The 19,976-nt window shown below is 52.4% G+C and carries 17 protein-coding genes, 1 rRNA gene and 1 other RNA gene; 9 read left to right on the forward strand and 10 right to left on the reverse strand.

Features of this window, described 5'->3' with window-relative positions:
• Positions 1-503 precede the first annotated feature (503 nt).
• The 3 genes from HBA49_RS08690 to HBA49_RS08700 all read right to left on the reverse strand — a co-directional run bounded on the left by HBA49_RS08690 (position 504) and on the right by HBA49_RS08700 (position 3,700).
• Positions 504-2,059 (reverse strand): 16S ribosomal RNA (locus HBA49_RS08690).
• 285 nt (positions 2,060-2,344) lie between these two features.
• On the reverse strand, positions 2,345-2,785 hold the full coding sequence (locus tag HBA49_RS08695) for an Lrp/AsnC family transcriptional regulator (RefSeq protein WP_005520219.1): 441 nt from the start codon (positions 2,783-2,785) through the stop codon (positions 2,345-2,347).
• Between the two features lie 99 nt (positions 2,786-2,884).
• Positions 2,885-3,700, reverse strand: coding sequence for a hypothetical protein (locus HBA49_RS08700; protein WP_005524551.1), 816 nt, complete (start codon positions 3,698-3,700; stop codon positions 2,885-2,887).
• Positions 3,701-4,392: 692 nt separating this feature from the next.
• Here HBA49_RS08700 and HBA49_RS08705 point away from each other — a divergent pair.
• The 3 genes from HBA49_RS08705 (at position 4,393) to HBA49_RS08715 (ending at position 5,996) form a co-directional block, all read left to right on the forward strand.
• The gene (locus tag HBA49_RS08705; protein ID WP_005523953.1) at positions 4,393-4,932 is read left to right on the forward strand and encodes an MmpS family transport accessory protein; all 540 of its coding nucleotides are present in this window, start codon (positions 4,393-4,395) and stop codon (positions 4,930-4,932) included.
• 100 nt (positions 4,933-5,032) lie between these two features.
• Positions 5,033-5,560, forward strand: coding sequence for a hypothetical protein (locus HBA49_RS08710; RefSeq protein WP_146743650.1), 528 nt, complete (start codon positions 5,033-5,035; stop codon positions 5,558-5,560).
• Between the two features lie 79 nt (positions 5,561-5,639).
• Complete coding sequence (locus tag HBA49_RS08715) at positions 5,640-5,996, forward strand: VOC family protein (RefSeq protein WP_005520213.1); 357 nt, start codon at positions 5,640-5,642, stop codon at positions 5,994-5,996.
• A gap of 327 nt (positions 5,997-6,323) precedes the next feature.
• Here the strand turns inward: HBA49_RS08715 and HBA49_RS08720 are convergent, their stop codons facing one another.
• Positions 6,324-7,181: a nucleotidyltransferase family protein gene (locus HBA49_RS08720; RefSeq protein WP_225866137.1), complete on the reverse strand. Its 858-nt coding sequence runs from the start codon at positions 7,179-7,181 to the stop codon at positions 6,324-6,326.
• 698 nt (positions 7,182-7,879) lie between these two features.
• On the opposite strand from HBA49_RS08720, the gene HBA49_RS08725 reads away from it, so the two are divergent.
• Positions 7,880-9,022 carry a TM2 domain-containing protein gene (locus HBA49_RS08725; protein ID WP_005524368.1) on the forward strand — a complete coding sequence of 381 codons (1,143 nt, stop codon included), beginning with the start codon at positions 7,880-7,882 and terminating at the stop codon, positions 9,020-9,022.
• A gap of 366 nt (positions 9,023-9,388) precedes the next feature.
• A complete protein-coding gene (locus HBA49_RS13180; protein WP_005524092.1) occupies positions 9,389-9,520 on the forward strand; it encodes a hypothetical protein in 132 nt (43 codons plus the stop codon).
• Between the two features lie 2,141 nt (positions 9,521-11,661).
• Here the strand turns inward: HBA49_RS13180 and ssrA are convergent.
• The 5 genes from ssrA to prfB form a co-directional block, all read right to left on the reverse strand.
• Positions 11,662-12,041: a transfer-messenger RNA gene (gene ssrA / locus HBA49_RS08730) on the reverse strand.
• A 60-nt stretch (positions 12,042-12,101) separates the two neighbouring features.
• Complete coding sequence (gene smpB / locus HBA49_RS08735; protein ID WP_005520201.1) at positions 12,102-12,596, reverse strand: SsrA-binding protein SmpB; 495 nt, start codon at positions 12,594-12,596, stop codon at positions 12,102-12,104.
• Positions 12,597-12,641: 45 nt separating this feature from the next.
• On the reverse strand, positions 12,642-13,544 hold the full coding sequence (gene ftsX, locus HBA49_RS08740) for a permease-like cell division protein FtsX (RefSeq protein ID WP_005524601.1): 903 nt from the start codon (positions 13,542-13,544) through the stop codon (positions 12,642-12,644).
• Positions 13,545-13,589: 45 nt separating this feature from the next.
• Positions 13,590-14,276, reverse strand: a complete 687-nt coding sequence (ftsE, locus tag HBA49_RS08745) for a cell division ATP-binding protein FtsE (protein ID WP_005524105.1) — start codon at positions 14,274-14,276, stop codon at positions 13,590-13,592.
• Between the two features lie 63 nt (positions 14,277-14,339).
• Positions 14,340-15,446: a peptide chain release factor 2 gene (gene prfB, locus HBA49_RS08750; protein WP_005523990.1), complete on the reverse strand. Its 1,107-nt coding sequence runs from the start codon at positions 15,444-15,446 to the stop codon at positions 14,340-14,342.
• 122 nt (positions 15,447-15,568) lie between these two features.
• Between prfB and HBA49_RS08755 the strand changes: the two genes are divergently transcribed.
• From HBA49_RS08755 to HBA49_RS08770, 4 genes are all read left to right on the forward strand, one after another.
• Positions 15,569-16,387 carry an inositol monophosphatase family protein gene (locus tag HBA49_RS08755; RefSeq protein WP_005524133.1) on the forward strand — a complete coding sequence of 273 codons (819 nt, stop codon included), beginning with the start codon at positions 15,569-15,571 and terminating at the stop codon, positions 16,385-16,387.
• Positions 16,388-16,390: 3 nt separating this feature from the next.
• Positions 16,391-17,176, forward strand: coding sequence for a histidinol-phosphatase (gene hisN, locus HBA49_RS08760; RefSeq protein ID WP_005524522.1), 786 nt, complete (start codon positions 16,391-16,393; stop codon positions 17,174-17,176).
• An 82-nt stretch (positions 17,177-17,258) separates the two neighbouring features.
• A complete protein-coding gene (locus HBA49_RS08765; RefSeq protein WP_005524393.1) occupies positions 17,259-17,624 on the forward strand; it encodes a hypothetical protein in 366 nt (121 codons plus the stop codon).
• A gap of 138 nt (positions 17,625-17,762) precedes the next feature.
• Complete coding sequence (locus HBA49_RS08770) at positions 17,763-18,056, forward strand: hypothetical protein (protein WP_005520192.1); 294 nt, start codon at positions 17,763-17,765, stop codon at positions 18,054-18,056.
• A 90-nt stretch (positions 18,057-18,146) separates the two neighbouring features.
• Here the strand turns inward: HBA49_RS08770 and HBA49_RS08775 are convergent, their stop codons facing one another.
• Positions 18,147-19,826, reverse strand: coding sequence for a S1 family peptidase (locus HBA49_RS08775; protein ID WP_005524668.1), 1,680 nt, complete (start codon positions 19,824-19,826; stop codon positions 18,147-18,149).
• Between the last annotated feature and the right edge of the window lie 150 nt (positions 19,827-19,976).

A 19,976-nucleotide genomic window follows, 5' to 3' on the forward strand; every position in this document is an offset into this window, starting at 1 on the left:
ACAACAAAAAATACCAAGAACAAAACCACAAAAAAGAAAAAACAAACAACAACAACACAATTATCGTTGCTATTTTTATCGCATTCGCGTCCACTATACAGTTCTCACACAACACACCACCCCACACACAACACCCACCAGACACAACCCAAACACACGGGCCGCAACCAGCAAAAAGGCCTTGCTCACCAGGGGTGATCCATAGAACAACACTCGTGCTGCTCTAGACACCCAACAGCATGCCACACAACAAAACAAACGAAAACACAAACACGCTTTGCTCAAACCCTTACAACCAACAAGGCTGAAAGACCGCAAAAACCTTTGTTTCATCAACTCCCAAAACCACACACATGAAATGCGTGCGATACCTGTCTTCACCTGCAAACAAAAACTTGCCACCACCAGGCGCCCAAACCAGACACCAAACAATGACAAAAACTTGTCACCACCAGGTACTAACCAGCACCCAGGCGACAAAACAAATACTCTATTCTCCTTAGAAAGGAGGTGATCCAGCCGCACCTTCCGGTACGGCTACCTTGTTACGACTTCGTCCCAATCGCCAATCCCACCTTCGACCACTCCCCCCACCAAAAAACGGTGGTTAGGCCATGGGCTTCGGGTGTTACCAACTTTCATGACGTGACGGGCGGTGTGTACAAGGCCCGGGAACGTATTCACCGCAGCATTGCTGATCTGCGATTACTAGCGACTCCGACTTCATGGGGTCGAGTTGCAGACCCCAATCCGAACTGAGATTAGCTTTCAGCGATTCGCTCACCCTCACAGGTTTGCAGCGCGTTGTACTAACCATTGTAGCATGTGTGAAGCCCTGGGCATAAAGGGCATGATGATTTGACGTCATCCCCACCTTCCTCCGAGTTAACCCCGGCAGTCTCTCATGAGTCCCCACCCAAAGTGCTGGCAACATAAGACAAGGGTTGCGCTCGTTGCGGGACTTAACCCAACATCTCACGACACGAGCTGACGACAACCATGCACCACCTGCACACCAACCACAAAGGGAGGTACGTATCTCTACAACCGTCTGGTGCATGTCAAACCCAGGTAAGGTTCTTCGCGTTGCATCGAATTAATCCACATGCTCCGCCGCTTGTGCGGGCCCCCGTCAATTCCTTTGAGTTTTAGCCTTGCGGCCGTACTCCCCAGGCGGGGCGCTTAATGCGTTAGCTACGGCACAGAAACCAAACCGGTCCCCACACCTAACGCCCACCGTTTACAGCATGGACTACCAGGGTATCTAATCCTGTTCGCTCCCCATGCTTTCGCTCCTCAGCGTCAGTTACTGCCCAGAGACCTGCCTTCGCCATCGGTGTTCCTCCTGATATCTGCGCATTCCACCGCTACACCAGGAATTCCAGTCTCCCCTACAGCACTCTAGTTATGCCCGTATCGCCTGCCACCCCGAAGTTAAGCCCCGGAATTTCACAGACGACGCAACAAACCACCTACGAGCTCTTTACGCCCAGTAATTCCGGACAACGCTCGCACCCTACGTATTACCGCGGCTGCTGGCACGTAGTTAGCCGGTGCTTCTTAACAAAGGTACCGTCACCACACCCAAAAAAAGGTGTGGCTTCGTCCCTAACGAAAGGAGTTTACAACCCGAAGGCCGTCATCCCCCACGCGGCGTCGCTGCATCAGGCTTGCGCCCATTGTGCAATATTCCCCACTGCTGCCTCCCGTAGGAGTCTGGGCCGTATCTCAGTCCCAATGTGGCCGTCCACCCTCTCAGGCCGGCTACCCGTCGACGCCTTGGTAGGCCATTACCCCACCAACAAGCTGATAGGCCGCGAGCTCATCCTGCACCAAAACAATAATCTTTCCACCATGAGACACTAAACCATGGTCCTATCCGGTATTAGACCCAGTTTCCCAAGCTTATCCCGAAGTGCAGGGCAGATCACCCACGTGTTACTCACCCGTTCGCCACTCGAGCACCCCCACCAAAAAAGTGGGGGCCTTTCCGTTCGACTTGCATGTGTTAAGCACGCCGCCAGCGTTCGTCCTGAGCCAGGATCAAACTCTCCAAAAAAACAAACAAAAAATTACAGGCAAAAAACAAAGAAACCAACAAAACAACAACAAACAACAAACACCAACAACTATCAATAACTATTTGGTGCCCACGTTCGCGTTCATGTTCAAACAATAATTCGTTTCATCAAATGACACACTATCGAGTTCTCAAACAACACCACCACCCACAACCCCACCCAAAACCAGGTAAGGGCCGCAAACAGCGACCACACAAATATACAAACCCCACCACAAAACCACAAACCACCACGTCACAACAACAAAATCTCACTGTTGCTGATCACTCAGAGGACTTAATCACCTTCATCGTTATCCGGGAATCAACCCGGGCAACGCCCGGGTTGCCCAGTAAGCCCTTGGTTAACCATTGCTCGTATTGTTCGGAGTCACGGACTCGCACGCGTATAAAATAGTCCGGCCGCGAATACATACGCCGCAGCTCTACTACTTCCGGCATGGCGGCCACACGCTGCTCAAACTCAGCTATTGCTGGCCCATCGTTTTTCCCAACATCCGCGTGCACGATTACTTCAAATCCACAATCCAACGCGGCCTGATCCACAATGGCACGATATCCCTTAATGATGCCCCGCTCCTCCAGCTTGCGCAGCCGTCGTAAGCATGGCGCCGACGTCAACCCCACCAACGTCGCCAAATCCTGATTACTTAGTCGTCCATCTTTCTGCAATGCTGCGACAATCGCACGATCTATTTCGTCCATGCTGCTGATTATTGTCCAGCACAAAACTTATAGCAATTATATGGCGAATAACCACACATTATTCGCCTATTGTTTACTTTACGACGATCAACCTCGGGACTATCGCCGGCGATGATTGGGGCCATCTACATCAACGATGCTCGCCAGAAATTCTGGGTTCAGCTCCATTTCTTCTTGATCTTCACCAGTCACTAGCTTGAAAAATTCATCTGTTAATCGGAACCCCATAGACCGAAATGTTGCAAATGTGAGCCCACCAGACACCACACCACCAAGTAACGGAACCGCTTTACTGATGGTCTTTTCTACCGTTTTCTTAGTGATCTTTTGACCCAGCAATACCCCAATTTTCTTTACCAACGGATACCACGTGGTCTTTGTCAGTGCTTGTCCAGCAACCTTCTTTCCAACATTTTGCCCCACCACCCTTGACGTTTGGACAATCAAGTTGCCTGCTCCAGCTGCACCACACATAACACCAAGGTAGGCAATAACACGCACTTTCGCTTCTTCAGTCAGCTCTCCACCGTTAGTAAATAGCTCATCTTCACCAAACAGGTAAGCGATCTGTTGTGCCATATGGAGCGCGAATCCAAAATATTGGGCAACATCAGCCCCAGCAGCAGGAACCATGACAAAAGGATTGGCAGGTAGCCCAGTGGCAAACGAGACCGCCGAAGTTTTATTGGTGTTGCTCCGCACGATTGCTCGCGCTTTTTTCTCTAAGGCTTTAGGCGTGTATACCGATTGTGGCCCCAGCAGCAGGATCTCCTCCAAATAAGGTGAATTAGCAAATTGCTGCCGCAAGAATTGTTCTCGATCCACCTTCACCAGCGGGACTTTTGCGATTACACCAATAAGGTTCAATGCAGTGTCATACATTTTTTGTTCTTGGGGCAATGAACTATTTGCCATATGAATACGCCTCCATTGAGAAGTTCAGAAAATATTATTTTCTAAACCTACAACTGCCGTGATAAACGCACAATGAAGCAATAATGATAAAACGCTAGAAATTACTCAGTTATATCCCCGTTTTCTCGAAAATTCATATTATCTATACTTAATATATGTGCAAATAACTATGATGATAATATCCCGCCAATCAGCAATAATAGCCCTACTAAGATAGGAAATTTCCTTAAAGAATATATTGACTCATTAATGTCACAAGCATCACAATCATCAGGGGCTATTGGGGGGATAGTCCGACAGGCCGTCGAAAAGCTCGCAAAAGTTTAAGAACGGGCCCAAGCACGCACCTTCACCTGACCTACGACAGATCCGCTACCAGTAGCAATGCAATAAGCGCAATTACTTATGCATGGGGAGCTTTCCCCGCCTAAAAGCGGGCATCATTTCTCCAAAAAAATCCATTCATACAGGCGCTATGACTACCTTTGCAGCAAACTACCCCCCATTTGGAAATATAAGAAAATTTTAATGAGGGACGTCCATAGGTATTCTTCAAATCAGATGTTCAACAAGAGACATTGCCTCAAAGGAAAGATCATGAATAATAGATCGATAATTGCCTAGTTAAACCAATTTTTTCAAAATCTCATCGCAGACAATTAACTGTTACCTCTCATCTGTAAGGACGTATCATGACCCAGCCACAAGGCCCCCAACCCGATCCACAGTCCAACCAACAACCCAACATGGGCTCCAACCCCAATATGGGCACTCCTCCCCCACAAATCATGTATGTCGAAAAGCCGAAACGCCCCTGGTATCAACGGCCCGGCTGCCTCATCCCGCTCATCTTGGTCATCCTGGTGGTCCTTGGGATGGCAAGCTGTACGGCAATGATGGGTAAAACCGTTTCCGAAGTGGATAAGAGCCTCAACCAGGAAAAGACCGTCGTGTACCGTGTGGGCGGCGATGCGCAAGACATCCGAGTAACGTACACGGCAGGCAGTAGTCAATCTGCTTCCGATTCTGGTGTGACCAGCGGCTGGGAGAAAGAAGTAAAGGTCAAGGGAATCTTTGGCGCATACATGAGCGTCACCAGCGGCGTGAATGACAGCGGAACCGTTTCCTGCCAGATTCTTGTCGACGGCCAAGTCGTCGCGGAAAACAGCGCATCCGGGCAGTTCGCCAGCGCATCGTGTAACGCCGACATCTCTGACATCTCCAAGAAATAGCATCATCATGCCACCAAATCCGAGCGAAACGCCATAATCTATTACAGGGCTACCCGCTCGGATTTACTCATTCCCAACCTCAACCACCCGGATTTATCCCATGCCACGACGACTACTGCCACTCACCATATCCCTCACGCTCCTGCTCACTGCATGCAACGCCAATGACACCACGAGCTCCCAACATTTTCACGCCAAAGCAACACTGACAAGCGTGACAAGCATAACATCGACGAGCTCGACAAAAACATCAAGCACGAAACCTCCGACAACCACGTCGACGGAACCCCAGGATTCCACCCCACAAGACGTCGCCCCGGAACCCAATAACATTGCTGCACCAGAACCCGCAGCGACATATGATGAGCCTTATTTCATCCAATGTTTCGCCCAGTACCCCGGTTACGCGCTCTGGTCAGATAACAGTTCCCGATATTCGCAATGGTGCGCGGATATCATGGGTGTCAACGCCCCCACCAACACCGGCAATGGCTACGGCAACACCTATAACTACGTGGACCCGGAGCCTATCCCCACGTTCGACCCCAATAGCGGCGATGGGTACGGACCTAACCAGAAATTGCCGCCGCTATGCGCACGCTTCCCCTCAGATTATGGTCCGTGCTAAACGATATGGCGGCTGACACAGGTTCGGAACTCACGGTCGAGTTCTTCACCATCATGAACTTCTGCACTAGAATAGCCTTATGAGTATTGTCCTTAAACCAGAGATGATTACTGTTGACTGCGCTAATCCCCGGAAACTGGCCCAGTTTTGGGCTAAGGCCACCGATTCCGCTGTTCTCCACGATTACGATGGGTCTTTTGTCATCCTTGATTCCACACCACGACTGGGTTTCCAGTTAGTACCGGATCTCACACCGGGCAAGAATAGTATCCACGTGGATTTTATAGCCGAAAACCGCGAGATTGCCGTAGCTGACTTGGAGGCTTTGGGCGCAACGGTCCAGTCAGTACAGTCGCTGCCTGATAGTGAATTCATGTGGACCGTCATGAAAGACCCCGAAGGCAATGTGTTCTGCGTCAGCGACCAAGAACACTAAAATCCACTAAATCAGAAGTGTACCCCCAGCTCATTTCACTATGGGCTGGGGGTGTTTTAATCCTCATAAATGTGGTTCACACGCATTCTGCACCGGGACTAAGCAGGCTTTGCTAGCTCATAGCGAAATAGCGTGAGTGAGACTTCCGTAACATCTGTTCATCAGGGCTCACAATGACAACAATCTCAACATCATCATCCGTCGTGGTAGATTCCAAAGCTATACGCTTCTGCATAGCATGCTTAGGCGAATCAAACTTTTCTACATGCACTTCACCGCTCTTACGATGGTATTGAAGTAAAAATCCAGGCATTAGACATAACTCCCTTACTTTCTACGACTTCCTCGGATCTTTCGAAATTGTTCATCCAGTTTATTCAAGATGGTGTAGTAAATCTTATATTCTATACTCGGAATTTTTTCTTGATTGCTCTCCACATTGTAGTCCCCAACAGGATGAAGGCCAATGTATGAGCATTCATCACGTTCCTTCTCCACTTGAGAGGTATGTGCCGATAGACCATGCAATAACTTAACAATCTTCTTTTCCGCTGGCGACAGTAATACTTGACAATTTTCTTCATGTAAATACCTGATCTGCCGACCAAAGATATCAGCGGCGCTTTCATAAACATTCGCCCAATGTGATTGCAATGCCGTCCGCACCTGTACTTCAGCGAAACCAGCGGGAAATCTAAGATGGAGATGTATCGCTCGGTATCCAGAATGTGAACCATCCCTCAAATCTATGAGATCTACTCGTGTAGCTCCGCATTCTGTAAATAGATCACACAGTTCATCTGCTATGCGTCGCTGCTGGGTCAATGTCACATCGCAATCAAGTCGTGCACCAGCTACATCTTGGATTCTTTCCAATGGAGTTTCTCGCATACGCCGCAATTTCTCCTTGAGAGAAATTATAGTTTTCGGCCTCCCACTGACCATATAGGCACCACTACCAGGAACAATATTTTTCTCCATCGTTTCCCCGCCAAGTAGAACCTCTGAATTTGACTCGGCAAAATCACCCAACTGCTTCACTAATTCACCAACAATTTCCGTTTGATGCAGCAAATAGGCTTCCCAGTCATCAGGAGTAGCAACAACGCCGTCTTCCCGTAAAGCTGATCCCATTTTATGTATTCTGTTCCTCGACACGGGTGGATTTTCACGTAAGACACTCATAAAACAGACTATAAACCCCGTTCCTTTACTTCGTTGCTCCAAAATCATGAAGCTTATTCAGTGTCCTCAAACATGATTAGTGTTTGTAAGTGAGGAAAGACATGCTAGATAGCATGTTCTTTCTGATCTTCTACCTGCTGATGTAGATGGATTTTCCCAACGGCTAAATAAGCTTACATAACAGAATATATGAGGTATAAATGAATCTACCTATTGATAATTTGGTTCTGCTTCATGGGTACCACAATCATCGAAAGTAACCGATTAGATGCCTCATATAATGTGGTGTTTTACCGACCTGGCCGAACGCTCTACGTTCAAGCTGGACTCGATCCCGTCACGCGAACGTGTGCGATAACCCACGAACTCGGACACACCCATTACGCCCATGACTGTTCCACGCAACAGGCAGAACATAAAGCAGACAAATGGGCAGCCGACCACCTTCTTCACGAAGCAGCAATACAACACAGCCTACGAAACCGAGTTCGAACCAACAGCAATAGCCACCGAGCTAGAAGTAACCCATGCACACATTAAAAACCTAGCGGCGCTACCAGGCTGGTCACACCACATACCGATGCTCACTACGAAACCTCGACCCTGTGACTGAATCTTTATCTAAAACCTATATACGGATAACGGACTGACGGGTAGCCTTTCTCAAAGGACACTCATAAAATCATGAGGAGACAATCATGCCCAGCATCTATGATGCCCGATCTACCAGAGAATGGTGCGATCAGGAAACCGTAGGTGAATCCTTTTATCGAACAGCGCTTAACGACATTAGAAAACATGTTCCAATAAATGAGCATAATGTTCGCCGATTTGATGCAACGCTCGTACTGGAAATGGATAATCCCCATTCCAAATCTGGTCATGCGATATCTGTCAGATGGCAGGACCGAGTTATCGCACACATACCAGATTCGGAAACTAATGATTACTTTCCCGAACTGGCACGCCTGGCTGCCAGTGGATTTGATGCCGGGGTAAGAGCCACACTATGGACAAACGAAACCCAACCCAACTTTAATCCCCGCGACGTTCACATGTCAGTACATATTGGGTCACAACCACCCGGCATGATCGCGCCTATCAACAATCCTCCTTCACAAAAATGGGCGGTTATCCCTAGGGGACGAACTAGCCAGGTCGCTAAGGAGAAAGACCACCTTGATGTGCTGCAATCATATACGGGGCTGGGGAATGCAAAAACCTACATTCTCGTGACGCTGCACAAGGTATTTTTCGGCACCCGCACCCGCTGGGCTGGGGTCGAGGTTCGACTAGACGGCAAGCGAATCGGAGAGTTGAGTAAGGCGACGGGGGCAAAATTCCTCCCCATCATTGAGCACTATGATTCCCTGGGACTTATTACTGTATGCCATGCTTATCTCAGGGAGACGCCCACCTCCGCTGAGGTCACCCTCAAGGCTGCGACCTTCGAAGAGATAACAGATAAGGACCTATACACCCCTGATATATGCCCGATCCCACAGCTAGTGCCTTATGCTTCTGACCCCTACACTTATAATGTCCCCGGACGATACCGCCCTAATCTTGAAGATAATCACGCATATGGTGTTCGGAAATACGGTAAACCTCATTACTCCAATCCGTCACGACTGGGACACCGGCAAGCTAATACAGGTTTAAGGGCTAACAAGAACTATACAATCTATCTTCTCTGTCTCTTCTTCGGCGGCTACCTAGGCCTTCACTACTACTATGTAGGGAAAATTGGCAAAGGCATTCTATATACCTGTACAGCGGGATTGTTCATGATTGGATGGATCGCAGATATCCTTAATCCCCGGCGCGGTTTTCATAGCTAGACTTTTTATAGTCAAGCATTCCTTACCCCACATCAACACGAGTAAGGGCATTCTTATAGTAATACCACTTGATGCGTAACGTCCTAGAACCGCATAATAGCTAGCTGTTCCACCAAAGAACAGGGAGAACTCAATAGTGGAGGGAGGTGATGACATGTCACCCTGATGTTCTCCAGTCCGTGGGAAACGACCGGTATCATTCTCGGGCTCCTTGCCTGGTTTTCCCAAGAGGCGGTAAGACTGGGAAGCACCAGAAAGGCATGAAGCGATACCGGCGCGGAAAGCGGAAGAAGTAACCTCCCCGCCCCATGACCTATATGGGGCGGGAGGCACCCCTCCACACTACCCTTTCTTAAAGGAGGCGAAATGAAAACATCAATCCGGTGGGGCGTCTCGGTTGCCGTTGCGGTGTTCCTCTACACCCGACCGAACCCACTCTGGCTACTGATCTACACGATCGGCATCATCACCCTGCTAGCACGGGAGTTCGACCGATGATAACCCCTATCATCACCGACCAAGCCACAGGCCGAGTGCTATGGCGAGTCATCGACTGCGCCACCTACTGTGGTATCGGCCCACGCACCTGGGCGAACTATCATGCAGGCGGTCGAACACCCCAACCCGTAGCACACCTCGATGGCCGCACACCCCTATGGGACGCAGAGGAGGTGAAAGCCTGGCACGCTAACCGCCCCGGCTCGCCAATAAAAGGGGCACGATAGGGCAACAACCCCCGGAAGCTTATTCAGCCGCTGGGAAAACTTATCTACACGAACAAGTAGAAAATCAGAAAGAACATGCTATCTAGCTTGGTCTTCCTTACTTACAGAGACTAGTCATGTTTGAGGAAGCTGAATAAGCTTCTAACCGGAAGCTTATTCAGGAGTTGGGAAAACCTGTCTACACTAACAAGCGGAAAATCAGAGAGAATAAACCATCTAGCTTGCTTTTCCTTACTTACAGAGACTAGTCATGTTTGGGGACGTTGAATAAGCTTCCGATATGGCCATTTCATGGGAGAAGTGAGACCGTTCTGGCGAGGTTCACGGACAGGGTGAATATGTCTACCACCCAAACGATTACAACTTAGCCACGCTCTCGATCCTGTCCATGAAGGTCATCCCCTCATTGAGGCTAGCCCGCACACGCTCTCCCGCGAGCCAGCCAACCCCACCATCCCCAACTTTCCCACACCCAGAATCCTGCCAACTACTTGACTCAGATACAAAGAACCTGCTATATATATAGAGCTATTTATTGGTGATATTCAAATTAGGGAGGAAAAGATGTGGGAAACGGAGCATAGTCAGGTAACTGATGTCGATACTGACCGTCTATGGTCAGTGTTTGAGGGGGTACACTCGGGTCGCATCGTATTGCCTGGTGGTGATGTCTTCCGCCCGGAGGGTCCGCTAGGGGTTGGCACAAAGATCCACGTCACTCCGGCTGGTCAGGACACCATGATCTCGAAGGTCGTGGAGTTCGTTCCGGGCTTACGATATGCCGACGAGACTGAGTTCAACGGTCTAGTCCTACGGTTTGCCCATCAGTTTGAGAAGGTCGAGGATGGCACTAAGATCACCCATCGACTGACAATCTCCGGGGATGACTCAGATCAGGTGGGACCGGAGATTGGTCCACAGATCAGTGCCGACTTCCCAGATCAAATGGACGCCCTGATCGCTGAGGCACGCAACGCTTGAGTCTGTGGCTGCTACGCTTCGACGTAACGTAAGCCAAACTCAACACAATCGTCGGACAACACCTCGCACACGAGTGTGAAAAGCGTTCCGACTACGAGGATCTCAAGGCTATAGTGCTCAACCTTGCAGAGACCAGGAGCGCATCTCACAGACCTCGGGAAGCGAACTGCTTTCGATAGAGCCCACACAGAGATAACGAGGGAAGCGGAGAGTCCCCCACCGATCTAGTTGTGCGGCTCGATCCTCAAGGAGCGGCCCACGATGCTGATGTTCCGTCCCAAGGGACTACCTTTAGTGTTTTCGATGCCGACGCAGGGCACTGCACTCGAAACACCTCAGCAGATGGACTCTCACGGGAATGAGAGAAGATTGCATACGAGGCCCAGGGGGAGCCAATTATCAGACTGTGACGGTCGCCAAGAAGGTCAAGGCGGCAAATTCTATCGGGGTGGTTGCGACGTGCTTCTTGCTCTGACTGATGTGGGAATCACCGAGGTAAGCAGGTGCAAAACTCTTCCAGCCTCTGCTGCACCATGCGTTTATCTCAGATGATGACTCTCAAACACCAGTCTTCGCATTTTTGGGACGCTCTGGGGCCGCTTACCCACCCAAGATGAGCATGTGCTCCTGCAGGGACGAAAATCGTTTGTCTACCCAATGCAATGATGTCAACCTTCTTGCACGGACGGCGCCAATCCACCTGCGGGGTGATGCCAGTACACTCGCATCGCCCACTTGAGCGAATACGCACGTTGTGCCACACCTTCCCCGCCTGCTTCAACACGACGACAGCGTGAGCAGACTGAGTGAAATGCAGATCGTCAGAAAGAGCCCAAACATACTCCTGATACTGAGCCTGACGCGCCTCGCCTCGCAATGGGAGGAGCGCCCAACAATAAAACCCCAGCTCCATAAGGTGGAACTGGGGCTTCAGCGTGGAGCCGCCGGGAATTGAACCCGGGTCCTACGCCATGTTGCCAGGGCTTCTCCGTGCGCAGTTCGTGCACGATCTTTTACTCTGACCCTCCAGCTCGGACGAACCCTCCTGGATGATGGGCCACAGTTAACGATGAAAGTCCCGCTGTACCTCGTTAACCAAATAAAGCGGCAAGTCCCTTAGTCGATGCCAGGGTCCGGACCAGGGACGATTCCGGTCTGACAGACACGCGTATCGCTGTATTAGGCAGCGAGAGCGTAGTCGCGCTGAGTGTTCTCGGCGCTTATGAGTTGCTGCGACGCTTGCGGTGGTCTCTAGCCTGCACCGGCACGCTTCCCCTGGCGTAATGTTCGTAGTCGAAACCTGAATCGACCCCGTGTGCTAGTCGGCGGGATGTGCATCTTTCCAACCAGTTCAGTCATTATAACACGTGAAGTTAACCGGTTATTCCCTTCACCCGGCGCCCGAGGTCACGCACGATTTCTCGTTCTTCGGTGCGGCGTTTAATGTCTTGGCGTTTGTCGTAGGCTTGCTTGCCTTGGGCAAGCCCAAGTTCGCATTTCAGGTGACCGTTTTTAAAATAAAGGCTCAGCGGTACCAGGGTTTTATTTCCGTCCCGAACTTTACCGGTGAGGGTGTCGATTTCGCGCCGATGGAGCAATAGTTTCCGAACCCGGCGCGGGCTGTGGTTGGTCCAATGTCCGCGGGAGTATTCGGGGATGTGGAGGTTGCGGAGCCAGACTTCGCCGTCGTCGATCGTCGCAAAGGCGTCGACAAGCGATGCTTTGCCTTCGCGGAGGGATTTCACTTCGGTGCCAACGAGCACCATGCCGCATTCGTAGGTTTCTAAAATATTATAATCGTGCCTGGCCTTGCGGTTTGTTGCAATGGTGGGGTTGAGGTTTGTGGTTTTTTTCTTCTTTTTAGCCATAGTTGTTTCATTGTAGCTTTTCGACGCCCGCCGCTTGCGGTTGCACTATTTGCGGACATACCAGCGGAGAGTGCCTTGGGCGGTGATGGCTGCGAAGGCGATGCCGATGAGTGCCACGATGGGGGTGATGAGCCAAATGTCTGCGGTGGTGACTCGGGCGACGAGTTGGGAGTCGTAAAGGACTTTGAGGATTTTGTCGACGACCCAGATTTTTCCGGCGAAGAGGGCGAGGGCGGAGAGGATGGAGCCGGCAAGGACTGCGATGATGGCTTCGAGCACGAAGGGGGCTTGGGTGTACCAGCGGGAGGCGCCGACCATGCGCATGATTTCGGTTTCTTGGCGACGGTTGAATGCGGTGATTTGCACCATGTTGACGATGAGGAAGATGGCTGCAAGTGCTTGGACTGCGGCGAAGAGGAAGGTGGCGTTGCGGATGGCGTCAAGGTTGCTGGTGGCGTCGCTGAGGTCGTCGACTTGGTCGATGATGGTTGCTACTTGGGGTAGTTGCCGGATGGGGTTGAGGGGTGTGGTATCGAGGGGGTTAGTGAGTCGAACGTGGAGCGCTGCGGGGAGCGCATCAGGGGAGGTTTCCTTGACGAGGAGCGGGTCGGATTCTTGGAAGAGTTCGACGTACCTTTGGTAGGACTGTTCGCGGGACCGGAAGGTGACGGATGCTACCCCATCGGATTTGCTGAGTAGATCGCGGACTTCGGTGCATTCTTTGCTGGTGCAGTCTTTGTCTTTGGCGGAAACGTCGTCGTTGAATTGGACCATGACTTCTACGCGGTCGAGGTAGATGTCTTTGGTACGTTCGGTCATGGTGGTGACGAGGAAGCCGGTGGCGAGTAGGGCGAGGGAGATGGCGGTGGTGATAATGAGCGCCATGGTCATGGTGAGGTTGCGTCCGAGTCCTCGGAGTGCTTCGCGGATGACGAAGTTGAAGCTCATGATTGTCCTCTCTTGGGTGCTGCTTGTGTGGATGGCTGGTGGGTTTTATGCTTCGCCGTAAACACCGTGGGCGTCATCGCGGACGAGGTTGCCGAGTTTGAGTTCGATGACTCGGCGGCGCATGTCATTGACGGCGCGGGCGTTGTGGGTGGACATGACGATGGTGGTGCCGGTGCGGTTGATTTGGTTGAGGAGGACCATGATGCCGTCAGCGGTTTCGGGGTCGAGGTTGCCGGTGGGTTCGTCGGCGAGCAGCACGAGGGGGCGGTTGACGAAGGCGCGGGCGATGGCGACGCGTTGTTGTTCGCCACCGGAGAGTTCGTGGGGGTAGCGGTTTTCTTTGCCAGCAAGGTCGACGAGTTCGAGGGTGTTGGGGACGATGCGGGCGATTTTGTCTTTTCTGGTTCCTATGACTTCCAGGGCGAAGGCTACGTTATCGTAGACGGTTTTTTGTTGGAGGAGTCGAAAGTCTTGGAAGACGTAGCCGATTTTTTGCCGCAGTTTGTTGATCTGGCGGCCTTTGAGTTTATTAACGTGGAAGTCGTCGATGTGGATGTCGCCGTAGGTGACGTTGGTTTCGCGGATCATGAGTTCGAGGAAGGTGGATTTGCCGGAGCCGGAGGGGCCGATGAGGAAGACAAAATCGCCTTTGTCGATGGTGAGCGAAATTTCGTTGAGTGCTGGGCGGGTTGAGGTTTTATAGAGTTTGGTGACGTTGTCAAAGGTGATCACTTAGACCACTGTAGCCAAGCCCCTGTGATTGTTGGGGCTCATGATGCTCGTGTTGCAGGGGTTTTATTTGGTTTCGGTGTGTTGTCCCTTGCGCCACCGAATCCCTGCTTCGAGGAATTTATCAAGGTCACCGTCTAACACTTTTTGGGGATCCCCCACTTCGAAGCCGGTGCGGAGATCTTTCACCATTTGGAAGGGGTGGAGCACATAGTTGCGCATTTGGTTGCCCCATGATGCGTTTCCGCCGGCGCCGAGGGCATCTAGCTCCGCGCGTTCTTCTTGGCGTTTGCGTTCCAGGAGTTTTGCCTGGAGCACGCGCAGCGCCGAGGCTTTATTTTGAATTTGGGATTTTTCGTTTTGGCAGGTGACAACGATACCGGTAGGAATGTGGGTGAGTCGCACGGCGGAGTCGGTAGTGTTGACGGATTGGCCGCCCGGCCCGGAGGAGCGGTAGACGTCGACTCGTAGTTCCGAGTCGGGGATGTCGATATGGTCGGTGATTTCCACCACTGGGAGTACTTCCACTTCGGCGAAGGAGGTTTGCCGGCGGGCTTGGTTGTCGAAGGGGGAAATACGCACGAGCCGGTGCACGCCTTGTTCCACCGATAAGGTACCGTACATATATTCGCCGTGGACGATAAAGGTGGCTGATTTTATTCCGGCCTCTTCGGCGTAGGAGATGTCGTACACTTCTACTTTGCGTCCCTGTTTTTCGGCCCATCGAATATACATGCGCATGAGCATTTCGGCCCAGTCCGCAGCGTCGACGCCGCCCGCACCGGAGCGGATGTTGATGAGTGCTTCCCGGGAATCGTATTCCCCGGACAGCATGGTGGTGACTTCGAGGGCATCAATGTCGGCCCGCAGGTCGGTGAGTTCTTCGTCGGCAATGTCGGTGCCTTCGCCTTCTTCTTCGGCGAGTTCATACATGATGGGCAGGTCGGTGAGCCGGGAGCGTAGTGATTGCAATCTCTTCAGCTGGACTTGTACTTGCGATAATTCGCTGGTGACCTGTTGCGCGTGTTCGGGGTCATCCCACAGGCTGGGGTCGGCGGCTTTTGCTGCTAGTTCCCGGGCACGATCACTCAAATCGGCAGGGTTCATCACCTTTTCAATCGAGGTCAGGGTGGTATCAAGCGCAGTAAGTTCGGCTGAAGTCTCGGGTCGCATAACCACCTAGTTTATCGCACGCTGCCGGGGGAAAATGGTAATCGCACTGCTAGGCGCATGGATTTTCTTCACTGTGACAGGGCACAATAGACATCATGAGTTCTCCAACACCATTACATGAGATGATTCCGGCGTTGATTAAAACCTTTGCAGTGGGGCATGAGACCGATAGTGATGAGCATTTGGCTCAGGCCTTGGTGTATAACGCGGGCCGGTTGGCGTGGCGGTTGCGTGAGGCGGGGCTGCAAGCCCCGGAGCAGAAGACGTCGGTGTCCGATATTGTGACTGAGGCGGATAAGGCCGCGGAGGCGTTTGTGGCTGGGGTGTTGGAGTTGGTGCGTCCGGCGGATGGGGTATTGGGCGAGGAGGGTACCCAGCGGCCCTCGGAGAGCGGCAAGACGTGGGTGATCGACCCGGTGGATGGTACCTATAATTTTGCGTCCGGCAGTGACTATTTTTGTTCGGCGGTGGCGTTGGTGTCGGGTTCGCCTGCGGATCCCACCGAGGTGCATTTCGGTGCGGTGCATCGGCCGGCCATGGGATACACGTGGTTTGGCGGGCCGAATATTTCTTCGACTAAAGACGGCAAACCCTTAACGCCATTGGTGGATAAGCCATTAAATATGGTGTCGTTGGGCACATATATTCACCCGTCATCGCTCGCTGATCCGAAAATCTTTTCGGCATGGAATAAGGTGGCAGCCCGGGTCGCAACGCTGCGGATGCTGGGGGCGGGGTCGATTGATTTGGCAACGGTTGCCGATGGTGGGTTAGGCGTGTGGCTGCAGCATAGCGTTGCGGATTGGGATTGGCTTCCCGGGCAGGCTTTGGTGGCCGGCGTGGGCGGATTATGCCAACGTGTAGCAGCGGGCGGGGTAACATGGTCGGTTGCCGGCAATCACCAGGCTGCCACTGAACTCATCGAACTGCTCCAAGGTTAACGAATGCCCTACCGCTCTGATATTGATTTTGCGCTCACCCTTGCGAATACCGCGGATGCTATCACCGTGGATCGTTTTGAGGCGACGGATCTGAATGTCTCATCGAAGCCCGACATGACACCCGTGTCCGACGCCGACGTCGCCTGCGAACAGGAGTTGCGCCGGCTGATTACGCAGCAGTACCCCAACGACACAATTGTGGGGGAAGAATTTGGGGGCGACGCGGAATTTGCTGGTAGGCAGTGGATTATCGACCCTATTGATGGCACGAAAAACTTTGTGCGGGGCGTGCCAGTGTGGGCGACGCTCATTGCGTTGCTTGTCGACGGCATCCCCACGGTGGGAGTGATTTCGGCACCAGCTTTGGGCCGTCGTTGGTGGGCCGCTACCGGGCATGGGGCATTCCGGTCGGTGAATAATGTCACCAAGAAAATTCGGGTATCGAATGTCAGTTCGCTAGAAAATGCCTCCATTTCCTTCTCATCTTTGGAGGGGTGGCAGCAGCTAGGGATACGTGACCGGTTTCTGCAACTCACCGACGACACTTGGCGACTCCGGGGATTTGGGGATTTCTTCTCCTATTGCCTCGTGGCGGAGGGTGCAGTGGATATTGCGGCGGAACCGGAGGTATCGCTGTGGGATTTAGCGCCGTTAGCCGTGTTGGTGACCGAGGCCGGGGGGCGGTTTACGTCGTTAAGCGGTGTGGACGGACCACATGGCGGCTCGGCGATAGCCACAAATGGGTTACTACATGACCAGGTGTTACGGTATCTTAGTCCCGCGGAATAGCAAGATAAGCAATAACGCTAGCTTTTTATAGAATTTTGGATACAATAGTACCAAATTCGCTATTGGTTGAAAGAGCGTTATTGTGACCGTCCCTAGATCCCCATCAGACACGCCGCCACCGCATGATTTTCGTTCGCCGGGGGTTCGTCTGCTTACCTATATCGTTGCGGGCACTACCGCACTCCTGGTCATCATTTTCCCCCTCATTGACCATGGGTTTTCCAGCGGGGAACTCTATTCCTTCTTATGCGTTATCAGCACGGTGATGTTCATTGCCGTGGGACACGTCATGCGGTTAAAAACCGTGATTGCGCTCGGCGTCATTATGGCGTTATGGGCCGGTATATACCAAAGCGTAATTGCCGCATTAGCGCTGCCAACCTCGCCGTCCCCAGTATCTGCCCCGGAAAATATATCACCTCTGACCGCCACCGCCGTGACGATGTGATAATTAATCACGCAACGCACCGCAGTAAATAACAATATAACCGTGTAATTACGCTACGATGCTGGGTGATTTAGGGAAAATACGACAGATACTACAAAGTAAAATCTATAATTCGATATGTAGATTAAGGACAATCCTATGCCTCGCCTCCGGTTCCACAATCTCAATAATGGCACGAATAACCGCATCGGCTCGGAAGACATCACCTCGACCGCCCTGCTTATCTTTTGTGCCGTCGTAGTATTGATCCCAGTCACGGGAATCGCCACGTTTACCTGGTACATGCCGTTCGCCTTCTTCAGTGGCGTCGCAGTCATGTTTTGCGGCACCGTCGTGCAATCCAGTCGCGTAGTCGTGGCAGGTACCGCTGTCGCAGCCTGGACCGTGATTAGTCCCCTGCTCTATTTGTGGATGAGCAACCTCACCGTTTAGCCACCACCATAAGCGTAAACCCGCCCCGTGGTCCCATATGGACCGGTGAGGCGGGTTACATTATTTTCCGAAGATTATCTGCAAGCGGATTTAGTCGTCCGGGAGCCGGAAACCGGCACCAACGCCATCCTTAGCGTCAATGTCGTGACGCACTGCTTCAAAGTTCGTGGAAATCGTCGGCATGTGGGCCGAGCCCTGCCATGGGGTGCGGCAGGACAGGTTATGGTCGGGCAATGCGCCACCGGACACCATGCCCACCAGGCGATCGCCTTCCATCACGGGCGCACCGGAATCACCGGCCATGGCACACACTTGCGATACGTTACGGCCTTCATCAGCCACCCACACATGACCACAGGTAGTACCGCTGGCGACACCAGTCTTGCACACACGCTTCCACTGGCCAGGGGTTTCCCCACCAACATGGTTGACAGTCACGTTGTTATAGTGGCGGCTCACCCGAGCATTCGAATCCAATTCGATGACCGAGTAATCCAATTCCTTGTTCGAATCCACAACCGTACCGGAACGGCCCACCCGCCAAGAGTCAGCGGATTTCACCGGATCCCCGGGATTACCACAGTGCCCGGCGGTGATAGCAACCTTGCGGCCCTGCTTATCGTAGCCGGTGGCGGCAACAGTGCACAGCTGATTATCGCCGACGTATACCGGGGTGGATGGGCCATACAGGGAATTGCCCTCCCGTTCGGTAAACACCGAGGCCAGCGGGGTATCCGGCTGGTCAAACCAGGAGCCCGGCACCCGATGCAATACCCGGTTTGCGGTGAACCGCTGCGCCATAAACTTGGAGAACGGATCATACTGCCAGTGGTAGTTCGGGCCATCAATGATGGGCCGATAGTCCTTCCCCACTTCCTTATACGGCTCCCCGGCATAGTTCACCCCAGAGCTAGCCAATTGGGCCACCTGAGACTCAAACTGGGCAACCTGAGCCTCGAATTCAGCCGCATTGCGGTTAATGTTGGGCCGCTGCATCAGCTTATTTGCCGAATACTCGGTCGAGCTGAGCGAACCATCGCGCAGCTTATTGATGTTTTCGAATAATTGGCTCACGCTACTGATTGCTCGTTCCGATGGTGCGGTAGCCTCTTTGATTTGGGCATCAATATACCGGCGCACGAGTGGCGGAGTTTCGGTTCGCCCCGGCTCATACTCATCCGAGTCGGCACCAGCTTCGGTATCCTGAGTTTTATTCTCAGGTTTTTCCGTGTTCACGATGTTTGCTGCGCTCTCCAACGCATTTGCAGGCACGCTCGGCACATTTGGCACGGTTGGAACATTCGGGGTCTCTGGCGTTACGGCGGTCTCGGGCACGCTTGGCGACGGCGCCGGCTGTTGGGAGCTACCAGTCACCGAATTAATCGCTGACGAAAGCTCAGAAGAAATCCGTGGCACTACCTCGGGCATTGCCTGCTCCGGGGGAATATCCTGCGTGAAATTCGGAACAGCCGGGGCCTCCGGAACGGTGGGCGCAACCGGTGTGGCAGCCGATAAGGAATTCACCGCGGAATCCACAGCCTGCTGCGCATTTTGGGCTGCCTGCTCGGCATTTTGCACCGCAGCGACTGCCCCATTGGTCACGGCCGGGTCGACAGGGATACCGGCATTCGTCAGTTCTTGAGCCGTCTGTGAAACAACATCAGACGCAGAAGTCGGCTCAAGCGCCCCAGCGCTAGGGATGGTTGTCATCCCCAACGAGCTCACAAACGCTGCGATAGCAAGGCAGCGAAAGGTGGACTTTTTATGCATGAAGCAAAGCCTCTCTCCCATAGAAAAACGGGGGTCAATTGTTAAGCTGTGGCTATCATGCCATGGAATTTAGTTAGTCGGTACCATCTACCCCCATCAGGGTTATGCCAGGGGGTCATTAGAGTGCTACCAGAATACCACCAGAATGCT

This window comes from Corynebacterium matruchotii, assembly GCF_011612265.2.
GTDB classification, from domain to species: domain Bacteria; phylum Actinomycetota; class Actinomycetes; order Mycobacteriales; family Mycobacteriaceae; genus Corynebacterium; species Corynebacterium matruchotii.

Excerpts from the sequence above, each read along its gene's own strand:
- HBA49_RS08775 (WP_005524668.1), bottom strand. The coding sequence starts at position 19,826 with ATGCATAAAAAGTCCACCTTTCGCTGCCTTGCTATCGCAGCGTTTGTG.
- HBA49_RS13180 (WP_005524092.1), top strand. The coding sequence starts at position 9,389 with ATGAAAACATCAATCCGGTGGGGCGTCTCGGTTGCCGTTGCGGTGTTC.
- HBA49_RS08695 (WP_005520219.1), bottom strand. The coding sequence starts at position 2,785 with ATGGACGAAATAGATCGTGCGATTGTCGCAGCATTGCAGAAAGATGGA.
- smpB (WP_005520201.1), bottom strand. The coding sequence starts at position 12,596 with ATGGCTAAAAAGAAGAAAAAAACCACAAACCTCAACCCCACCATTGCA.
- HBA49_RS08705 (WP_005523953.1), top strand. The coding sequence starts at position 4,393 with ATGACCCAGCCACAAGGCCCCCAACCCGATCCACAGTCCAACCAACAA.
- HBA49_RS08720 (WP_225866137.1), bottom strand. The coding sequence starts at position 7,181 with ATGAGTGTCTTACGTGAAAATCCACCCGTGTCGAGGAACAGAATACAT.
- HBA49_RS08755 (WP_005524133.1), top strand. The coding sequence starts at position 15,569 with ATGATTCCGGCGTTGATTAAAACCTTTGCAGTGGGGCATGAGACCGAT.
- HBA49_RS08700 (WP_005524551.1), bottom strand. The coding sequence starts at position 3,700 with ATGGCAAATAGTTCATTGCCCCAAGAACAAAAAATGTATGACACTGCA.
- hisN (WP_005524522.1), top strand. The coding sequence starts at position 16,391 with ATGCCCTACCGCTCTGATATTGATTTTGCGCTCACCCTTGCGAATACC.
- prfB (WP_005523990.1), bottom strand. The coding sequence starts at position 15,446 with ATGCGACCCGAGACTTCAGCCGAACTTACTGCGCTTGATACCACCCTG.
- HBA49_RS08770 (WP_005520192.1), top strand. The coding sequence starts at position 17,763 with ATGCCTCGCCTCCGGTTCCACAATCTCAATAATGGCACGAATAACCGC.
- HBA49_RS08710 (WP_146743650.1), top strand. The coding sequence starts at position 5,033 with ATGCCACGACGACTACTGCCACTCACCATATCCCTCACGCTCCTGCTC.
- HBA49_RS08725 (WP_005524368.1), top strand. The coding sequence starts at position 7,880 with ATGCCCAGCATCTATGATGCCCGATCTACCAGAGAATGGTGCGATCAG.
- ftsX (WP_005524601.1), bottom strand. The coding sequence starts at position 13,544 with ATGAGCTTCAACTTCGTCATCCGCGAAGCACTCCGAGGACTCGGACGC.
- HBA49_RS08715 (WP_005520213.1), top strand. The coding sequence starts at position 5,640 with ATGAGTATTGTCCTTAAACCAGAGATGATTACTGTTGACTGCGCTAAT.